Origin of the sequence: Shewanella sp. SACH, from assembly GCF_001887095.2 — a bacterium.
Taxonomy (GTDB): domain Bacteria; phylum Pseudomonadota; class Gammaproteobacteria; order Enterobacterales; family Shewanellaceae; genus Shewanella; species Shewanella baltica.
This window is the reverse complement of the sequence record NZ_MPDG02000001.1, coordinates 1,564,027-1,583,820: the sequence shown is the minus strand read 5'-3', so window position 1 is coordinate 1,583,820 and position 19,794 is coordinate 1,564,027. Positions and strand designations below refer to the sequence as shown.

Sequence of the window (19,794 nt, the reverse complement as noted above, 5' to 3'; positions counted from 1 at the left end):
AGTCGATTTATCCAATATCAAAACGCGCTTATGGCGCGTTTTTTCTTATTTAGATCAGCGTTAAAGGGATCGAAATGACACAAGCTCAAGCAAAATACTTAAAAGATTATCAAGCGCCACTCTTCACGATAGACACGATCGACTTAGCCTTTAATCTGGCGGGCAATGAGACTCATGTGCAGGCGATAAGTCGGGTAAAACGCGCTTCTAAGCATGCCCAAGCTTTAGTATTGGATGGCGAAGACTTAACTGTGGTCTCGCTGACGGTTGACGGTGAAGCAGTGCCTTATCATGTTAGCGCGGGTCAATTAGTCTTAGAAACGGCGCTTGATGAGTTTGAGCTGAACATCGTCACTAAGCTCGATCCCGAGGCCAATTCGAGCCTTGAAGGCCTGTATATGTCCGATGGTGCCTACTGCACGCAATGTGAGGCTGAGGGCTTTAGACGGATCACTTATTTCCTCGACCGTCCCGATGTATTAGCCAAATATACTGTGCGCATCGAAGCCGATAGAGCCGCATTCCCGTTTTTACTGAGTAACGGGAATTTGATTGATCAAGGCGAATTAGAGGGCGGCCGCCATTATGTTTGCTGGCAAGATCCGTTTCCAAAACCGGCTTACTTGTTTGCCTTAGTCGCTGGCGATTTTGATCTGTTGCAAGATGAGTTCATTACCCGCAGTCGCCGTAAAGTGATCCTGCAAGTGTTCGTCGATAAAGGTAATTTACATAAAGCACACCATGCGATGGCATCGCTGAAAAAATCCATGGCATGGGATGAGAGTCGTTTTGACCTCGAGTACGATTTAGATATTTACATGATAGTTGCCGTCGACTTTTTCAATATGGGAGCGATGGAAAACAAAGGCTTAAATATCTTCAACACTAAATATGTGCTTGCAGATACGTTAACGGCTACCGACGAGGATTATCACGGTATTGAATCGGTGGTAGGCCATGAGTATTTCCATAATTGGACCGGAAACCGCGTGACGTGCCGTGATTGGTTCCAGCTAAGTTTAAAAGAAGGCTTAACGGTTTTTCGCGATCAAGAATTCAGCTCCGATTTAGGCTCACGCGCTGTGAATCGAATTCACGCAATCAAAGTGATCAAGAATCAGCAATTTGCCGAAGATTCTGGCCCTATGTCCCATCCCATTCGTCCAGAATCTGTGATTGAGATGAATAATTTCTACACCGTCACTGTGTATAACAAGGGCGCTGAAGTGATCCGCATGATGCACACTTTGCTTGGCGAAGAAAAGTTTCAAGCGGGGATGAAACTGTATTTTAAACGCCACGATGGCCAAGCGGTCACCTGCGATGATTTTGTGGCGGCAATGGAAGATGCCAGCGGCGTAGATTTAACCCAATTCCGTTTATGGTATAGCCAAGCGGGCACGCCGATTGTGACTGCGATGGACAGTTTCGATGCGCTAACGGGCGTTTACCAATTAACCCTTAAACAAAGTTTAGCGAACTGTGCATCACCCTTGCATATCCCGTTCAGTATCGAACTGTTAGATGCCAAGGGCCACTCTTTAGTGAATGAAGTTCTCGACTTTACTCAAGCTGAACAAGTGTTTAGTTTTGAGGGATTAAGTCATAAGCCGGTGGCTTCACTGCTGCAAAACTTCTCCGCGCCCGTTAAATTGCAATATCGATTCAATGTGGATCAACTGGTTCACTTGATGCGTTTTGCCAGCAGCGAAGTGGCGCGCTGGGAAGCCTCAGTGACCTTAGTGAGCCAAGCGATTTGGCAGAATGTCGCGAGTTTACAGCAGCAACAAGCCATGACACTCGATCCCCGCGTGCGCGATAGTTTTAAAGGCGTGTTGTTAGACACTGAACTTGACTCAGCATTGATTGCCGAAATCTTAGCTATACCTACGGCATCTGCTTTGATTGAGCAAACTGACAGCGTTGATCTCGATGCGTTAGCCTTAGCCCGTGAATTTGTGTTAACAGAGCTTGCTTCACACTCTGAAGATGAATTGATCGCGCTCTATCGCTCTTTGGTATCAGTCGATAGCACGCAGGCAAGAGCGCTTAAAAATCAGTGTTTAACGTGGTTAGCACGGGTGTCGGATGAGGCAGAAGCGTTAGTGATTTCCCAGTTTGATAAAGCCAGCAATATGACAGATTCCCTCGGCGCACTGACTGCGGCGAATGTGGGCGATTTGCCTTGTCGCGATGAGCTGATGACCGTATTTGAGCTGCGTTGGCAGGACACGCCATTGGTAATGGATAAATGGTTTATGTTGCAAGCGACTCGTAATGCGCAAGATGTGATTGAATGTCTGCGTCAATTACAGCAGCACAAGCGTTTTAGTATGAGTAATCCAAACCGAGTGCGCGCGTTAGTGGGCAGTTTTGCGGCGGGGAATATTTACCAATTCCACCGTCAAGACGGTAAGGGTTATGCCTTCTTAACCGAATGCTTAATTACCCTTAATAAGCTCAATCCGCAGGTCGCGGCGCGCATGGTGACGCCATTGATCCAGTTCCATAAATTCGACTTAGGCCGTCAAACCTTAATAAAAGCCTGTTTAGGGCAACTTTTGGCTTTACCTGACTTATCTAAGGATATGTACGAAAAAGTCTCTAAGGCATTGGCAAAATAGCGGTTTGTAGGAGGAGGGCGGCAATCGATGCCGCCCTGATATTATGGAATTGTATTTCAAACTAACGATCAGCTATCGAGATTTCTTACCCTACTATCAAGGGCTTGCTGATAAAATTGAGGTCCGCGAAACGCAAGGACGTATTTTGTGGATTAATGGCCGTCATTTCAGACGTTTTTTAACCGAAAATGGCATTCAAGGCTATTTCAAATTGATTTTAGATGACAAGGGACAATTTGTTTCATTAAATCGAGTCTAGTCTGAATTTGTTTATTTGCGCTTAGAGTAATTACTTTAAACGGTCGGCTGATTATCAGGCTCGGTTTGTGATATTTAGTTTTTAAATATGTTAATGAATTATATGATATTTTGATATCTTTTCCCGCTTCATTTCTATCCCGCTTTTCTCTAATTTAAATCCCACCTTTTCAACTGCTGGCACAAATGTGTCTACATGCTTAATTCTTTAGAAAATTTTCTCTAACTGCGCCTTGCCCAAGGGGATTAATTGCTGTAACAATGATGTTACCTGTGAGCTAACAAGATGTTGGTTGTAATTCCTAAAACAAAGAATCCAGCAGGGTACGGAGAGCTAAAATGAAAATTGTTAAAAATAGTTTTAACAAATCGGCGCTTGCTTTGGGGGTAGCGTCGGCATTGAGTTTGTTAATGATCCCAAGCGTTAATGCAATATCTTTTGATTGGGGAGAGGTTGAGGGCACATTCGACTCAACTTGGACTGCTGGTGCGAGCTGGCGTGTTGGCGCGCGCGATTGGGAAGGTCAAATTGGTAAGGTGAATCAACCCCAATTCGATTGGTCTAATTACAGCGCATTTGGTAATACAAAATATACTTCAGCTGAGATTTGGGCCCAGCCCGGGTCGTATTCCAGCAACAATGACTTAAGTAACTTACTTTATTCTCAAGGCGATACTACGTCTGAGATCGTAAAAGGTTTGCATGAATTATCGTTGAAATACAAAAACTACGGTTTGTTCGCCCGCGGTATGTATTTTTATGATCGTAAACTGAACGATGGCAATTATGACTACAACGATCCGATCACGGGTAAAGAATTTGACCCTTGCGAAGATAGCCGCGCTTCAGAAGTACAATGTAAAGATATCCGTTTATTAGATGCGTTTGTCTATGCCAACTTCGATTTGAATGAGGGTGCGAATCCATTATCTATTCGTGTTGGTAATCAAGTGGTGTCATGGGGTGAAAGTACACTGATTGCCCATGGGATCAGTGAAATTAACGCCGTGGATTTGAACATTCTTAACGCACCTGGTGCTGAGTTAAAAGAAGCGTTTAGACCGCAAGGTATGGTGTGGGCATCCCTTGGCCTGACAGATTCGCTAACGGTTGAAGCATTCTATCAATATGATTGGCAACCTATTTGGGTTCCAACTCCGGGCTCGATTTTTGCGACTAACGATTTTGCCGGGTTTGGTGGTTATGCTCAAAACGCTCAGCTTGGGTTTAACGCTAACCCTGACATCAACTTAGATTTTGTGATGCAAGAATATGAGCGTTTAGCGGGCATGATCGCCAGCGGCCAATCTATTCCGACACAGCAATTGGTTTCTATGGCTTTAGCCTACCCAACGAAAGTGACGCTAGTGCAGGATGAAGAAGAACCAAGCAATGATGGCCAATACGGTATCAAGCTGGGTTATTACGCGCCTGAGCTAGGTGAAACCGAATTTGGTTTCTATTTCATGAATTACCATAGTCGTCGTCCACTTATCAGTGGTACTGCTGCCGACTTTAGCACGGGTGCATTGTTATCTGACTTGGCGACGGTAGGCCAAAACTCGGGCAACATTAACCGTGAATTGCTGCTCAGCCTGAAGAGCTTCTCTAAGGCGCAAATCGTCTATCCAGAGGATATTAAACTCTACGGTTTCAGCTTCAACACCTTGATTGGTGATACGTCTGTCGCGGGTGAGATTGCCCATCGTCAAGATGAGCCACTGCAGATTGATGACGTTGAATTGCTGTTCGCCGGTATGCCACAACAGTTAGCCAATGCGGGGCTTCGTCCCGATCTTGATGGTATTTCACAGATTAAAGACGTTCAACCGGGTGAAACCGTCGATGGCTTTATTCGCGTGGATACCACACAGGCGCAGATGACTTTCACCCATCTATTTGGCCCAACCTTAGGTTTAGATAACTTAACTATGTTGGCCGAAGTGGGTGGTGTGTGGATCCACGATATGCCAGGTTTCGATGAGCTACGTCTCAATGGTCCCGGTACGTCACGTTCTGGCGGCAACCCAGATATGCCTGGCATCATTCAAGCCTTGCACAATGGTCCTGAAACTAACCCGTTCCCAACTGACTTTGCTTGGGGCTACCGTTTAGTGGCAAAAGCGGATTTCAACAACGTCTTTGCTGGGGTCAATATGTCGCCACGGGTCATTTTCTCCCATGACGTTGACGGTATTACTCCGGATCCTATGTTCCTGTTCACGGAAGGACGCAAGTCTGTCGCGCTAGGCGTTAACTTCGACTATCAAAACCGTTGGGGTGCAGATATCTCCTATAACAATTTCTTTGGCGGTGTCGGTACGACGAATGCGATGGCAGATCGTGATTATGTTTCATTCAATATCAAGTATTCGATCTAAAAGGACTCAAACAATGAAGAAACTGACGATATTGGCGAGTGCAGTGATGTTCGCACTCGTAGCGCCAGTCGCTATGGCTAAGGTATCAGAGGCTGACGCGGCTAAACTTGGCAATGAGCTCACCCCTTTAGGTGCTGAAAAAGCAGGTAATGCTGACGGTTCTATTCCTGCTTGGGATGGTGGTATCACTAAGCCTGTAGCGGGTTATACCAAAGGGATGCATCACCCAGATCCTTTCCCTGAGGATAAGATTGAATTCACCATTACCAATGCTAACAAAGCGCAATATAAAGACTTTTTAACGCCGGGTCAGATGAAGTTGTTCGAACTTTATCCTGATACCTACAAGATGAATGTGTATAAGACTCGCCGTAGCGCATCAGTGCCACAGTTTGTCTATGATGCGACCAAAGCTAACGCGACACGTGCAGAATTGATTGCACAGGGCAATGGTATTTCTGGCGCTGCTATTGGTATTCCATTCCCGATCCCAGCAAATGGGTTAGAAGCGATTTGGAACCACATTTTGCGTTTTCGCGGGGTTGATATTGAGACTTCCCGTAGCCAAGCTGCACCAACGGCCGATGGTAGCTATAGCTTAGTGGAAACCTCAGAGGAAATTCGCTTCGAATATTCTCGTCCAGAAATGACCTTAGATCTGCTTAAAGCCAGCAATACGTTGTTCTACTTTAAGCAAGTGGTGACTCAGCCAGCCCGTTTAGCGGGTACTGCGTTATTGGTAAAAGAGACCATGGATCAAGAGGCGTTGCCACGCCAAGCTTGGACCTATAACACAGGACAACGTCGTGTCCGTAAAGCGCCAAACGTTGCTTTCGATACACCGGGTACAGTGTCTGATGGTCTGCGTACGACGGATGATTTCGACATGTTTAACGGTTCTCCAGTGCGTTATAACTGGGAACTGGTTGGCAAGAAAGAAATTTACATTCCGTACAACGATTACAAACTGCACTCAGACAAGCTGAAATATGACCAAATCTTAAAACCTGGGCATGTTAATCCTGAGTATGTTCGTTGGGAAAAACACCGCGTATGGCAAGTGAAGGCGACGTTGAAAGACGGTATGCGTCACATTTATAAAGTGCGCGATATGTACCTTGACGAAGATTCATGGCAAGTGTCGATAGCCGACCTCTACGATAACCGTGATCAGCTGTATCGTGTGGCTGTTGCACATGGCTTGAACTACTACGAAGTGCCAACTCAATGGGACACGCTGGAAGTCTTCCATGATTTGCAATCCCGTCGTTATCTCGCCATGGGTTTAGACAACCAAAGTGGTATGTATAACTTCGATGCCAAACTGACTGAAGCTAACTTTACCCCCGATGCTTTGCGTCGCGAAGGTATCCGTTAATACGCCACAAATAAAGGGGCGCTCTGCGCCCCTCATTAGTTTAAGGAAGTTTGTATGTCGTTTCGCATCCTTCAGTGTGTTGCTGCATTAAGTTTCGGTGGCGCTTTTTTCCCTTCTACGTTATCTGCAACCCCCTCTGATCCGATTTTTTCTCAAATTCAACCGCTTGCGGCTTCATCCCTGATTTTAGATATTGCCAACGTGGGCAAAGGGTTAGTGGCTGTGGGTGAACGCGGTCATGTTCTGGTTTATGACGGCAGTTGGCATCAAGTGGCGACACCCGTGAGCTCGCAGCTGACCAAAGTGTTTTTCCTTAATGACAAACTCGGCTGGGCCGTGGGCCATGATGCGACCATTTTACATACTCAGGATGGTGGCCAAACTTGGCAGCAGCAGATGCATTCGCCCGAGATTGAAAAGCCATTCCTCGATGTGGTTTTTTTAGATGAAAACAAGGGGTTAGCCATTGGGGCTTATGGCTTGTTTTATCGCACTAATGATGGTGGCGCACATTGGAGCGACGAGTTCCATGAGGAGCTGTTAGCCGAAGAAGATGTGTCCTATTTAGCGGAGTTGAAAGGCAGCGATCAATCAGCCTACATGAGCGCACGCGCTTCATTATTGCCGCACTTTAATCGTATTTTAACCTTGACTGACGGACGTTTATTACTGGTCGGCGAGTTAGGTCTAGTGGCCGTTTCAAGCGATCAAGGCCAAACCTTTGCGCGTACCAGTTTTGATTACGATGGCTCTATGTTTAATGCCATTGAAACGAAAGATGCCGTGTATGTGATGGGCCTTCGCGGTCATATATTCAAAGCTGACGTGAGTTTAAGCCAGTGGAATGAAATCGAACTGCCAGTGCAATCTTCAATCAATGGGGCGATGTCAGTATCGGACGATGCGGTTTATCTCGTGGGAAATGCAGGGATAGTGATTAAGCTGAATGGGGATGATACCAGCAGTATTATCACTCGTCGCCAAGGGGAAAACTTAGTCTCTATTGCGAAGGATAATCAAGGGAATATGTGGTTATCCGGCAGCCAAGGGCTGTTTATTCTTAAGCCATAAAATTTTAAAACTACAATAACAGGGCCGAGAAGATGTTAGAAAAACTGGTCAACGGATTTGAGTCATTTTTATTCCGCAATCGTGCGTGGGTCGTCGGCATTTTTGTGTTTTTGACGTTGTTTTTAGGCTTTCAAGCCAGTCAACTCAAAATGGATGCGGCCTTCATCAAAAACATTCCACTGCACCACAGCTATATGCAGACCTACCTGAAACACCAAAAAGATTTTGGTGGCGCTAACAGCATTATGGTGGCGGTGGAAGATACCAGCGGCAATATTTTTAATGCGAACTATTTTGATACCTTAAAAAACGTGCACGATCAGCTGTTTTTTATACCTGGGGTTGATCGCGCGCAGGTGAAATCGATTTTTTCGCCTTCCACTCGTTTTACAGAAGTCGTTGAAGATGGTTTTGCTGGCGGGCCCGTTATTCCTGCGGATTTTTCGACCTCAGTATCAGGGCTCGAAACCGTGCGCGATAATATTGAAAAAGCGGGTATCGTTGGTCGATTAATTGCCAACGATTACAGTGCGGCCATGGTGTCGGCGCAGTTAATGGACTTTGACCCACAAACAGGTAAACCCTTAGATACCATTGCCTTTGCGGCGCAGCTCGAAAAAGAGCTTAGGGGCAAGTTTGAAACTGACAAGGTTAAAATTCACATCATAGGTTTCGCCAAGATGGCGGGGGATGTGGCCGATGGTGCTAAGGGCGTATTGCTGTTCTTTGTGATCGCCATTTTGATCACCGCCGTCATGGTTTACCTCTTCTCTAAATCAATCATTCTGACTGTTTTACCCCTCGTCTGCAGTTTAACCGCCGTGGTCTGGCAGCTCGGTTTATTGACTGTGATAGGTTTTGGTCTTGATCCCATGTCAATTTTGGTGCCGTTTTTGGTATTTGCCATCGGGGTCAGCCACGGGGTGCAGATGATCAACGCGGTAAGGCGCCGCGTGATGGACGGACAAACCACCAAAGCGGCGGCGGCTTCGGCATTTCGTAGTTTATTAGTACCAGGCGGTGTGGCTTTACTGTCTGATACTGTTGGTTTTATTACTCTGTTGTCGATTGATATCGGGATTATTCGCGAGCTCGCGATTTCGGCATCACTCGGTGTGGGCGTGATTATTTTCACTAACCTTATCCTGTTGCCTTTGGTGATTTCTTTTACTGAAATCAAAGTCAATAAAACCGCAGAGCCGACGGCTGAAGAAGTCCGCACTGAAGCGATTTGGCGTTTCTTAGCACGTTTCGCGACGCCTAAATACGCTGTGGTGGTGATTATTGCCACTGTGGTGTTGTATTTTGCCGGTCTGCAACAAGCCAATCAGATGAAGATTGGTGACTTACAGGGCGGGGCGCCAGCGTTACACCAAGATTCGCGCTATAACCTCGATACCTTCTTCATCACAGATCATTTCTCCATCACTACCGACGTGATGACTGTGATTGTTGAGGCGGCGCCCGAGGCTTGTACTTACCACGATGTGCTGACTCAAATTGATGAGTTTGAATGGTTAGTGCGTAATACGCCTGGGGTCGAGTCGACTGTGAGTCTGGCGTCGGTTGCTAAAAAAGTGAACGCAGGCTTTAACGAAGGTAATCCAAGGTGGGAAGTGCTGCCGCGCACGACCGCGAGTTTAGTGCAGGCCATTGGCCAAATTCCGACGACCTCTGGTTTGTTAAATGGCGATTGTTCTGTCATGCCTGTGTATCTGTTTATGAAAGATCATAAGGCAGAAACCATAGAAACTGTGGTCGCTAAGGTGAAAGCCGTCGCCGCGAAAATGGATAACGACAAGCTGCAGTTTAAACTGGCATCGGGTCCTGTAGGCGTGATGGCCGCGACCAACGAAGCGGTAGCTGAAGCGCAATTACCTATGATGTTATATGTCTATGGTGCCGTGTTTGTACTGTGCTTAATCAGTTTTAAATCCTTTAAAGCGACAGTGGCGGTGATTATCCCGCTGTATGTGGTGTCAACATTGGCGCAAGCCTTGATGACGCAACTGGATATTGGCTTAGCAGTCAGTACCTTACCTGTTATTGCGCTGGGTGTCGGTATCGGTGTGGATTACGGTATTTATATCCTCTCGACCATGTCGTCTAAGCTCTCGAACGGTATGCCAGTGCAACAGGCATACTATGAGGCGTTGGTCGAACGGGGCAGTGCGGTGATCTTTACTGGCCTCACATTGGCGATTGGTGTCAGTACTTGGTTCTTCTCGGCACTTAAATTCCAAATGGACATGGGAATATTGTTAACATTCATGTTTGTGGTAAATATGCTCGGTGCCATAATTATCCTTCCTGCATTGGCCGCCGTTTTCTGGCGCCAACCTAAGTAGGGTCTACGAATGGGGAGCTTAGCTCCCCATTTGTTTTTGAATACTTAGTCTGCTTTATCGATTGTTTGGTCATTTGTCATTCATTGTTTACGCCAATACTGGATTTCAAGAGGATGTACCACTAAAATTTTCCTCGAAATACAGCGGTTTTAGTAATAAACTTCGCGCGATGATCCAGATCACATTAATTTATCTGAGATCGTTAAGCCGAAGCATCCAAATAATGAAAAAAGCGCTGCCATAGACGCTTAAGGAAACAGCAACATGGCCTTGAAAGATGCAATGCCTTCAGTACTACTTGAAAATGTAGTCAGTTTAATTCACGCTAAAGTCCCTAATTCACAAGCCAAGCAAGTTGAACAGTTCGCCACCTGCCTTTATGCCCACATGTCGAAAGACGATCTCAATGCGCGTAATGACAGTGATTTATACGGTGCGGTTCTCAGTTTATGGAACGCCCTGAACAAAACGCCAAAAGGTAACACTCACCTACGAGTGTTCAACCCTAGCCAGGCCAAACACGGCTGGCAATCTACCCACTCGATCATTGAAGTTATCCAACCTGACATGCCATTCTTGGTAGATTCAGTTGGTATGGCATTGAATCGTATGGGTATTACTGCTCACATGATGTTACACACTCCGCTGGCTATCGAGCGTTCAGATAGCGGTGTGACCAATGTCACTTATCTTAATCAGAGTCCAGAAAGCACTGAACATGTCGCCGTATTCTTGATTGAAATTGACCGCCAAAGCAGCACTGTCGATATCAAAGCATTAGAGCGCGAAATTCAGTCTGTGCTTGCCGATGTTGCTTCATCAGTCAATGACTGGGAAGCCATGTCTGCCAAGTTGGGTGAGATGATCAAGGAATTGCCAAAACGTCCGTTCCCTGGCGATAAGCAAGAGTTAGAAGAAGCGATTAACTTCCTGACTTACTTGAATAATCATCATTTTACGCTGTTAGGTTACCGCCAATACGATTTGAATCGTGTCGAAGGTGACGTTGAGTTAGTGCCTAATATCGCCTCTAGTTTAGGTTTGATGAACAAGCACACTAAAGCGCAACCTGAGCAAGGTTTGTTGCTATCTAGCTTCTCAGATAGCGCCCGCAAAGAAGCCTTAGACCACAGCTTGTTGATCCTCACTAAGAGCAGTGCCAAGAGCCGCGTACATCGCCCAGCTTATGTCGATTATATCGGCATCAAGCGTTTCGATAAGAAAGGCAATGTGGTTGGTGAAGATAGATTTATCGGTTTATATGCGTCAAACCTGTATAACCGCAGCCCACGTGAAATCCCACTGCTGAACGAAAAAGTGCAGCGTGTGTTAGATCGTTCAGGCTTAACCCCACGTTCACACGACTATAAAGCCCTGCTAAACATTCTTGAGAATTTACCTCGTGACGAGCTAATTCAAGCCAATGTTGATGATTTATCGCACATGGCCCATGGCGTGTTAGAAATGCAAGACAGAGACAAGCTGAAACTCTTTGTGCGCAAAGATGGCTTTGGTCGTTTCTTATCCTGTTTAGTGTACGTTTCTAAGGATCGTTACAACACTAAACTCCGCCAAGATACTCAACGTATTCTGGCCCAGCATTTTAACAGCAAAGAAGATGTAGAGTTTACGACTTATTTCTCCGAGTCGACGCTAGCCCGCACTCACTACATAGTCAAAGTTGATAACAATAATATGGATGTAGATGTGGCTGCCATAGAGAACAACTTAATAGAAGCGGCACGTTCGTGGGAAGATAAGTTAAGCACTGCGCTTAACAGTGCACTCGGTGAAGAAGCCGGCACTCATCTGACAAAGCGTTATTTCAATGCGTTTGAACAAAGCTATAAAGAAGACGTATTACCAAGCTCTGCCGTCGTTGACATGCAACAGCTCGAAGCACTGGATGACGAACACAAGCTCGGCATGTTGTTCTATCAACCGCAAGAAGCGGCGCTGAACGACAATAAAGTGCGTTTAAAGCTATTCCATAAAGATGAGCCAATTCATCTTTCTGACGTGCTGCCAATGCTGGAAAACTTTGGTCTGCGCGTGATCAACGAGCGTCCATATGAAGTCACGACCTCAGACGGTTCTACCTTCTGGATCTTAGACTTCTTGATGACAGTTAAAGTCGTCAATACAGACAACATCGCCGATAGCCAAGACAGATTCCAAACTGCACTGTCACAAGTGTGGCAAAAGAAGTTAGAAGATGACGGTTTCAACCGTATTATTCTGGCGTCAGGCTTAACGGGCCGTGAAGTCTCGGTATTGCGCGCGTATGCCAAATACATGCGTCAAATCGATGCGACGTTCAGTCAGTCTTATATCGAAGAAACCTTCGGTCGTTACCCACAAATCGCTGATTTGTTGGTGAAGATGTTCATCCGTAAATTTAACCCTAAACTGAAAACCCGTACTCTGGGCAAGTTTATGGAACAGATCAATTTACGTTTAGACGAAGTGTCTAGCCTAGATGATGACCGTATTATTCGTCGTTATTTAGACTTGATTAACGCCACTTTGCGTACCAACTTCTACCAACAGGATGCTAAAGGCGAATCTAAGAGTTATATCTCGTTTAAATTCATGCCTTCACTGATCCCTGAAATGCCACGTCCACTGCCGAAATTCGAGATCTTCGTTTATTCGCCACGGGTTGAAGGTGTGCATTTACGTTACGGTAAAGTGGCCCGTGGTGGTCTGCGTTGGTCTGATCGTCGTGAAGACTTCCGCACCGAAGTATTAGGTCTGGTAAAAGCACAGCAAGTGAAAAACACTGTGATCGTGCCTGTGGGTGCTAAAGGTGGCTTTGTTTGTAAACAATTGCCAACCGAAGGCGGCCGTGAAGCTTTCTTCACCGAAGGTCAAGAATGCTACCGCATCTTTATCCGTGCTTTACTCGATATTACCGATAACATTTTGAACGGTGAAATCGTCCACCCATTGGATGTGGTTCGTCACGATGAAGATGACCCATATTTAGTGGTAGCAGCCGATAAAGGCACTGCGACATTCTCTGATATCGCAAACTCGATTTCTCTTGAATACAACTTCTGGCTCGGTGATGCATTCGCATCGGGTGGCAGTAACGGTTATGACCATAAGAAAATGGGTATCACGGCCAAAGGCGGCTGGGAATCTGTTAAGCGTCATTTCCGCGAAGTCGGTATTGATTGCCAAACCACAGACTTTACCTGTTTAGGTATAGGTGACATGGCTGGCGACGTATTCGGTAACGGTATGTTGTTGTCTAAGCACACGAAACTGGTTGCAGCTTTTAACCACATGCATATCTTTATCGATCCAAATCCGGATACGGCATTAAGTTATGATGAACGGGCGCGTTTATTCGCTCTGCCACGTTCAAGCTGGGAAGACTACAACAGCAAGTTGATTTCTAAAGGTGGCGGTATTTTCCTACGTTCATCTAAATCCATTTCATTATCGGCAGAAATTAAGCAAATGTTGGCCACAGAGAAAACCTCTATGACCCCAACTGAGCTGATGAAAGAACTGCTGAAAATGCCAGTTGATTTGATCTGGAACGGCGGTATCGGTACCTATGTGAAATCTGCACGCGAAACCCACGCTGAAGTCGGCGATCGTGCCAACGATGCATTGCGTGTCAACGGTGGCGAACTGCGCGCTAAGATAGTCGGCGAGGGCGGTAACTTAGGTTGCACTCAGTTAGGTCGTATCGAATATGCGTCTAACGGCGGCCGTATCAACACTGACTTCGTGGATAACGTCGGTGGTGTGGACTGTTCAGATAACGAAGTGAACATCAAGATTTTGCTGAACGCTATGGTAACTGAAGGTGAACTGACGTTGAAACAACGTAACCGTTTACTGGAAGAAATGACTGAAGAAGTCGGCCACATCGTACTGCAAGACTGTAAAGATCAAACGCGTACTATCTCTGTGACTCAAGTGCGTGGTGCTGAGCAGTTAAAAGAGCAGATCCGCTTTATCCAGTATCTGGAAAAAGAAGGCAAGTTAGACAGAGCCTTAGAGTTCTTACCGTCTGACGACGAATTGGCTGAGCGTTTAGCCAGTGGTCGTGCGTTAACACGTCCTGAGCTATCAGTACTGGTTGCCTATGCGAAGATGGTGCTGAAAGAGCAATTAGTGACGCCAGAAATCACTGAAGATACGCTGTTAAGCCAATTGCTTATTGCCTATTTCCCGAAAAAACTTCAGGAAAAATACAGCGACAAAATGGCAACCCATCCACTGCGTGGCGAAATCATTGCGACCTCACTCGCCAATGAACTCGTTAACGACATGGGCTTGAATTTTGTTCAACGTATGCAAGATGAGACTGGTGCCTCAGTTGCTGACGCGGCAATTTGCTACACTATGGCCCGCGAAGTATTTGGTTTAGCTGAATTAACTAAATCGATCACTGACTTAAACGGCATAGTTCCTGCTGTGGTTCAAGGTGAAATGCTGCATCAGTTACGCCGCAATATGCGTCGTGCTAGCCGCTGGTTCCTCCGCCACCGTAACCGCACTGGTAGCATCGAACAAACCGTTGCCTTCTTCAAACCAGTATTTGAACAAATTAAAGACAATGTTCATTTATATCTGGTCGAAGAAGAAGCTAAGGGTATCCAATCTGAGATCAATGCTTTGGTCAAAGAAAACGTACCACAAGCTGTGGCAACCATTGTGGCTAACATGAGCACCTTGTTCTCTGCCTTAGACATTGCCCAAATTGCCCAAACAGAAGATAAGACAGTTGCGCTAGTGGCTGAAACTTACTTCAAACTCGGCGCCCGCGTTGAGCTGCACTGGTTCTTAGAACAGATCAGCGCTCAACCTGTGGCTAACCATTGGCAAGCACTGGCTCGTGCCGCCTTTAGGGAAGAGTTGGATTGGCAACAACGTGCATTAAGTTCAGTGGTACTAAGAACCTGCAGTGCAACCTGTGATGCCGAAAGCGTGATTTCTCAGTGGATTGAGATCAATCAAGGCTTATTGGAAAGATGGTTCCACATGCTAGCTGACTTCAAAACGTCGCAAAGCCATGAGTTTGCTAAGTTCTCTGTCGCCCTACGTGAACTTAACCTTCTGATCCTTCACTGCGAAGGCCAAAAGTAAACTTATTATAACAATCAGAAGCCCTGGCGATCGCCGGGGCTTTTTTTAGGTCGAGGAAAGTACATGTTTTATAAAATCGCACAGAAAGTCATGTTTCAGATGGATCCTGAGCGAGCTCACCATCTTGCTATAGGCAGTCTAAAAATGACCGCCAATAGCCCGTTAACGTGTCTATACGGACAAACGATTGCACCGGCTCCCGTGAGCGTTATGGGACTGACTTTTCCTAACCCAGTGGGACTCGCTGCGGGTATGGACAAGGACGGCGAATCGATTGATGCCTTTCATGCGATGGGATTTGGTCATGTTGAAGTGGGCACTGTGACCCCAAGACCACAACCCGGTAATGATTTACCCCGTCTATTTAGATTAAAGCCTGCCAAAGGCATTATTAATCGCATGGGGTTTAATAATAAAGGTGTCGATAATCTGGTCAAAAATTTGATCGCTAAAAAGACCAACATTATGGTTGGCGTCAATATTGGTAAAAATAAAGACACCCCAGTAGAACAAGGTAAAGACGATTATTTGATCTGCATGGATAAAGTTTATCTCCATGCGGCTTATATTGCGGTGAATATTTCATCACCCAATACCCCAGGATTACGATCGCTACAATATGGCGATCTATTAGATGAATTATTGAGCTCAATTAAAACTAAGCAACTTGAACTGGCCGAAAAGCATAAAAAATACGTGCCCATCGCGCTTAAAATTGCTCCAGATTTAACCATCGAAGAAATTGAAAATATCGCGCAAGCTTTGATTAAAAACAAATTTGATGGCGCAATTGCGACCAATACTACCTTAACGCGTGATGGTGTTAGCGGTCTTGCCAACGCCAATGAAAGCGGCGGCTTAAGCGGTAAACCGTTGACAGAGCTGTCTACCAAAGTGATCAAGCAGTTAGCGATATGCTTGAAAGGGCAGATCCCGATCATCGGCGTGGGCGGCATCAATAGTGCCGAAGATGCCTTAGCCAAATTTGATGCGGGCGCCACTATGGTGCAGATTTATTCGGGTTTTATTTATCAAGGTCCGAAGTTAATTAAAGAAATTGTGAATGCATATCGCTTAAAATAATGATCTTAAGATCAATATAACGATCTAAAATAAGATCTTATTCTTTAACAGCGATCTAAAAGGATCCCTAGATCGCTGTTAAGATCCTATATTAGATCGACTAAGTAACTGTTAAATAATTTGTATTTTATTATTTTTATTTTGATATTGGATAAAATATCTACTATTATGTTCCAGTGTTCAAATATTGGGTCACCGTTATGTTATTAATGCCACAAAAAGATTGGCAATGGAAATATAACGATTCGTATGGTGTTTTAGGCGTATCGTTAGGTTCCGAAATAGAATTTCTGACGTCTTATAAAGCAAAATTACTCATTCCTGATGCCTTATCAAGCATGGAATTTAATATTGCGCACGCCAAATTCTATATGAGCTTACTCGATAGATTACCTAAAACCCTGTCTTTGTCCGATGCTGCAATTGTTCAAATTGCCCTCAATGCCACCGCAGCCCATTTTATGCTGACGCCGCAAATGCCAAAATCATGGTTTTTTGATACCAGTGATGTCTGTGTTTATAGCGATGTGGGTAAAGTCTTTGAGCTTAAATGCCAAAAGCAAAGAGTACTCGCCCTCGTGGTTGAAAATACCCTACAGTCCGCGCTAGTGATGTTATTGTCACCTGAATGTGTTTTGTCGGGCGCGAAAACTATGGTGCAGTTTGAAACCATCAAAGTGATGCATAATCGCTTACACCCACTACGTGCGCAGCGCCATGTGGTTGCGGCATAGCGTGGTTGCAGCATCGCGTGATTGCAGATTAATAGTCCTCATTGGTTTTTAATATCGACCATTAGCCAATAGCATCACTATTGGTTTTTGCTATCCATCATCAGCTGATAATTGGCTCAACTGCCCATGGCGTTAGTGCGTTATCCGTACTCTTTCTGCTAAGAAAGCCTTTTTCTAAGATTAGTCTCGTGGATCTTCAACACCTTTCTATTTAGTGCTACCCAACGATAATTCGTGAGGTCTTACTACTCTCAACTCGGCTCAGATTTTTCTATCAAATAGAAGGAAAGTGACGAGGCCAAGAAGTACGCAGAGCAGTTTGGTGAGCATAATATTCCGCCATGGGTTGCCAGCATCATAAAGTGAACTGATTCCTTACTGATTATAAGCTCACTTGATCCACATAGATCTGTTTGCCATGGCATTTACTCGGCGACTCGCAGCTAGTCCATCCTTGGATGCTCGACCGCCCCGTCCATGGGGCGGACGGTCGTCTCGTCAAACACCACGGCGCACCTTTTTAACATTTGCGTAGTCTATTGATTTAAAGGCAGGAGTTCGCATTTTACGTTGGTTGGTAAGGAAGGTTAAGAATTGTGTAACCTATTCCATTCCCATTGTTTCAGGGTGACGCTTGTAGTGAAAGTTAATGAATGTCTTGATCCAATATCTGTAGGATTTTTCAGTTCTAATACCGTAACCGTGTATGCGCATTTATCCTGGTGGTATATTTAAATAAAACCTGATAAGTTCCTTTTATTACAGTTAGTTAACCATGCTTTTTTACTGGTCTTATGAGGTAAACGCGCATGTGCACTATACAAAGGTTCAGCGATTTATACCCTGCAAACTGCGCAGCGCATAAATACTAAGACGTTATGTTCTCGAACCGTATTCAACATGGGAGTTGTATTGAAACTTTTATATAAATATATGTCGAACCCTGAGTACTTTTTGAAAGAAGGCTATATCAGAGCAACTCAGTTGGCGGCACTAAATGACCCTTTTGAAGCTACCTATTGTAAAGAAGCTCTGTCTGACCTCAGTCCTTACTTTGAAATATCTGAGTCTCCAGACGAGCTGCTCTCTTATATTGAGGAAAACAAAAGTAAAATCGGCGTTATTAGTTTAACTGAAGCGAAAGACAATTTACTAATGTGGTCTCACTATGCTAATGAACATAAAGGAGCGGTTATCGGGTTTTGGGCTCAATCTGCTTTTAATGGCAACATGTTTACCCACTTACATGAGCCACAGCTAAATACAACTAGCTTATGTGACGGTTTTGAAATGTTCCGTGGAGAGTGCCTCCCTGTTATGTATCGAAAGCAACCAAGATACCGTGTTGACCGATTTGATTTTGATTACTCTAATATCTCTGCGGAGGGTCAAGATCGTATCCTATTTGAGATTTTCCAACAGAAAAGTGATGAATGGATATACGAAAAAGAGCATCGTGTGACTCTTCGGCTAGATCAAGCAGACAAAGTCGTTGTTACCAATGTTCATCGTTTGAATAACAAACATGTGTTAAACAAACTCCTTGCTATTGGTAGCGAAGATAGTGACGGCAGATTCACTGTTTATCTGGATCAGCTATCCGATAAAATAGAACGAGAAGCATATGCCAATAATTTAGTGGAGCTTAGCTATGACCCTAGCAGTTTATACCTTTTTAAAGTAGGCCATGCTAAGTCTATAATCTACGGGCTTAATGTGAGTGAAAGTACAATAGATGGTTATCAAGAATACCTTTATAACTACCGTAATATAGAGCAATGGAAAGCTTCACTAAATCGAGACTTTTACACTTTAAAGTTCAGTGAAATGGATCGAACATAACAAATAAGGTTAGGCGGCGCGTAGCCGCGACCTTATCCCAAGTGTTGAACAAGCCCGATGCTGGTTGTTGATACTTTATTATGCAAATAGCAGCTTGAGAATTTGTAGGCAATTTAATAAGAATTAATGACACATCCATTGTTAAATTTGGTTACCAGTATACGCAGGGGTTGATGAGATTAAGCACAATCACGTAAATGATCGTTCGTGACAGGGATATGATGGTCGAGCTTTTAGGTATGCTTTTTACTAGGAAATAGGACGGCGTGTCACTGCAATGAGTGTGCTTAATCAAACTCCATCAACAAAAACGCCTGCTATTGCAGGCGTTTTGTTTATGTCTATTTGTTTTGCTTTTATGCGCTAGAGCGCTTTAAAAGCGGACTACTTTTTAATCCATTTGCCTTTGGCATCTTGCACATAGTTGCCTTTATCTGTGGCGGCTATGGCTTTTTCACCGGCGAGTTTAGCGACGTCGGCGGGGGAGAGTTTGTTCTTCTTGGCGATGGTTTCGTAGTGGGCGCGACGTTTGTTATTTACGTCGTCCATCACGACTTTGGCTTCGGGATTGGCTTGCACTAATCCTAAGTAGCCGTTGGCTTGTTCGCCTAAATAGCCCTGTGATTTAGCGTCTTGAAGTGACATGGCAAAAGCACTGAGGCTTAAGACGCTGAGGGTTAATAGCAATAATAACTTTGTTTTTAGTCGGATTGATTTCATGGTGATTCCTCAATTCTTAATAAATCAGAACAGCTTATCGTCTGACAGGAGTTGGTCTAATTCCTTATCCACTTTGATCCGTATCTCATGTTCAATTTTTACATTGAGATTGATAACGATAGGTTTATCCGGCGGTTCTATTTTTACTGTGGGCGCACAGCCCTGCAATGCGGCGAGTGCGAACAATGCGACGAGCGCGCTGCGGGCACCTAGGCTAACTTGCTGTAATTGAATTATCTTCACTG

At 44.9% G+C, this 19,794-nt stretch carries 12 protein-coding genes and 1 pseudogene; 10 read left to right on the top strand and 3 right to left on the bottom strand.

What is annotated here, in order from left to right; translation table 11 throughout:
• The first annotated feature begins 74 nt into the window (after positions 1-74).
• The 9 genes from pepN to BM607_RS06795 all read left to right on the top strand — a co-directional run bounded on the left by pepN (position 75) and on the right by BM607_RS06795 (position 16,987).
• The gene (gene pepN, locus BM607_RS06835) at positions 75-2,624 is read left to right on the top strand and encodes an aminopeptidase N (RefSeq protein WP_071939378.1); all 2,550 of its coding nucleotides are present in this window, start codon (positions 75-77) and stop codon (positions 2,622-2,624) included.
• A gap of 43 nt (positions 2,625-2,667) precedes the next feature.
• Positions 2,668-2,883 (top strand): DUF2835 domain-containing protein, encoded by a 216-nt coding sequence (locus BM607_RS06830; protein WP_071939379.1) that lies wholly within the window; start codon positions 2,668-2,670, stop codon positions 2,881-2,883.
• A 338-nt stretch (positions 2,884-3,221) separates the two neighbouring features.
• On the top strand, positions 3,222-5,264 hold the full coding sequence (locus BM607_RS06825) for a DUF1302 domain-containing protein (RefSeq protein WP_006086279.1): 2,043 nt from the start codon (positions 3,222-3,224) through the stop codon (positions 5,262-5,264).
• 13 nt (positions 5,265-5,277) lie between these two features.
• The gene (locus tag BM607_RS06820) at positions 5,278-6,642 is read left to right on the top strand and encodes a DUF1329 domain-containing protein (protein ID WP_006081906.1); all 1,365 of its coding nucleotides are present in this window, start codon (positions 5,278-5,280) and stop codon (positions 6,640-6,642) included.
• A 54-nt stretch (positions 6,643-6,696) separates the two neighbouring features.
• A complete protein-coding gene (locus tag BM607_RS06815; protein ID WP_071939380.1) occupies positions 6,697-7,713 on the top strand; it encodes a YCF48-related protein in 1,017 nt (338 codons plus the stop codon).
• A 32-nt stretch (positions 7,714-7,745) separates the two neighbouring features.
• Complete coding sequence (locus BM607_RS06810) at positions 7,746-10,061, top strand: MMPL family transporter (RefSeq protein WP_071939381.1); 2,316 nt, start codon at positions 7,746-7,748, stop codon at positions 10,059-10,061.
• 264 nt (positions 10,062-10,325) lie between these two features.
• Complete coding sequence (locus BM607_RS06805; RefSeq protein ID WP_071939382.1) at positions 10,326-15,170, top strand: NAD-glutamate dehydrogenase; 4,845 nt, start codon at positions 10,326-10,328, stop codon at positions 15,168-15,170.
• 63 nt (positions 15,171-15,233) lie between these two features.
• Positions 15,234-16,253: a quinone-dependent dihydroorotate dehydrogenase gene (pyrD, locus tag BM607_RS06800; RefSeq protein WP_071939383.1), complete on the top strand. Its 1,020-nt coding sequence runs from the start codon at positions 15,234-15,236 to the stop codon at positions 16,251-16,253.
• Positions 16,254-16,453: 200 nt separating this feature from the next.
• Positions 16,454-16,987: a cell division protein ZapC gene (locus BM607_RS06795; protein ID WP_006081901.1), complete on the top strand. Its 534-nt coding sequence runs from the start codon at positions 16,454-16,456 to the stop codon at positions 16,985-16,987.
• Between the two features lie 606 nt (positions 16,988-17,593).
• Here BM607_RS06795 and BM607_RS06790 read toward each other — a convergent pair.
• Positions 17,594-17,701 (bottom strand): annotated as a pseudogene (locus tag BM607_RS06790) (phage integrase N-terminal SAM-like domain-containing protein); the annotation flags it as partial.
• Positions 17,702-17,899: 198 nt separating this feature from the next.
• Between BM607_RS06790 and BM607_RS06785 the strand changes: the two are divergent.
• Positions 17,900-18,829, top strand: a complete 930-nt coding sequence (locus BM607_RS06785) for a DUF2971 domain-containing protein (RefSeq protein ID WP_071939384.1) — start codon at positions 17,900-17,902, stop codon at positions 18,827-18,829.
• A 384-nt stretch (positions 18,830-19,213) separates the two neighbouring features.
• Here the strand turns inward: BM607_RS06785 and BM607_RS06780 are convergent, their stop codons facing one another.
• Together BM607_RS06780 and BM607_RS06775 are read right to left on the bottom strand one after the other, a co-directional pair.
• Positions 19,214-19,549, bottom strand: coding sequence for a YdbL family protein (locus tag BM607_RS06780; RefSeq protein WP_071939385.1), 336 nt, complete (start codon positions 19,547-19,549; stop codon positions 19,214-19,216).
• Between the two features lie 24 nt (positions 19,550-19,573).
• On the bottom strand, positions 19,574-19,792 hold the full coding sequence (locus BM607_RS06775) for a YnbE family lipoprotein (protein ID WP_006081898.1): 219 nt from the start codon (positions 19,790-19,792) through the stop codon (positions 19,574-19,576).
• Positions 19,793-19,794: the final 2 nt, after the last annotated feature.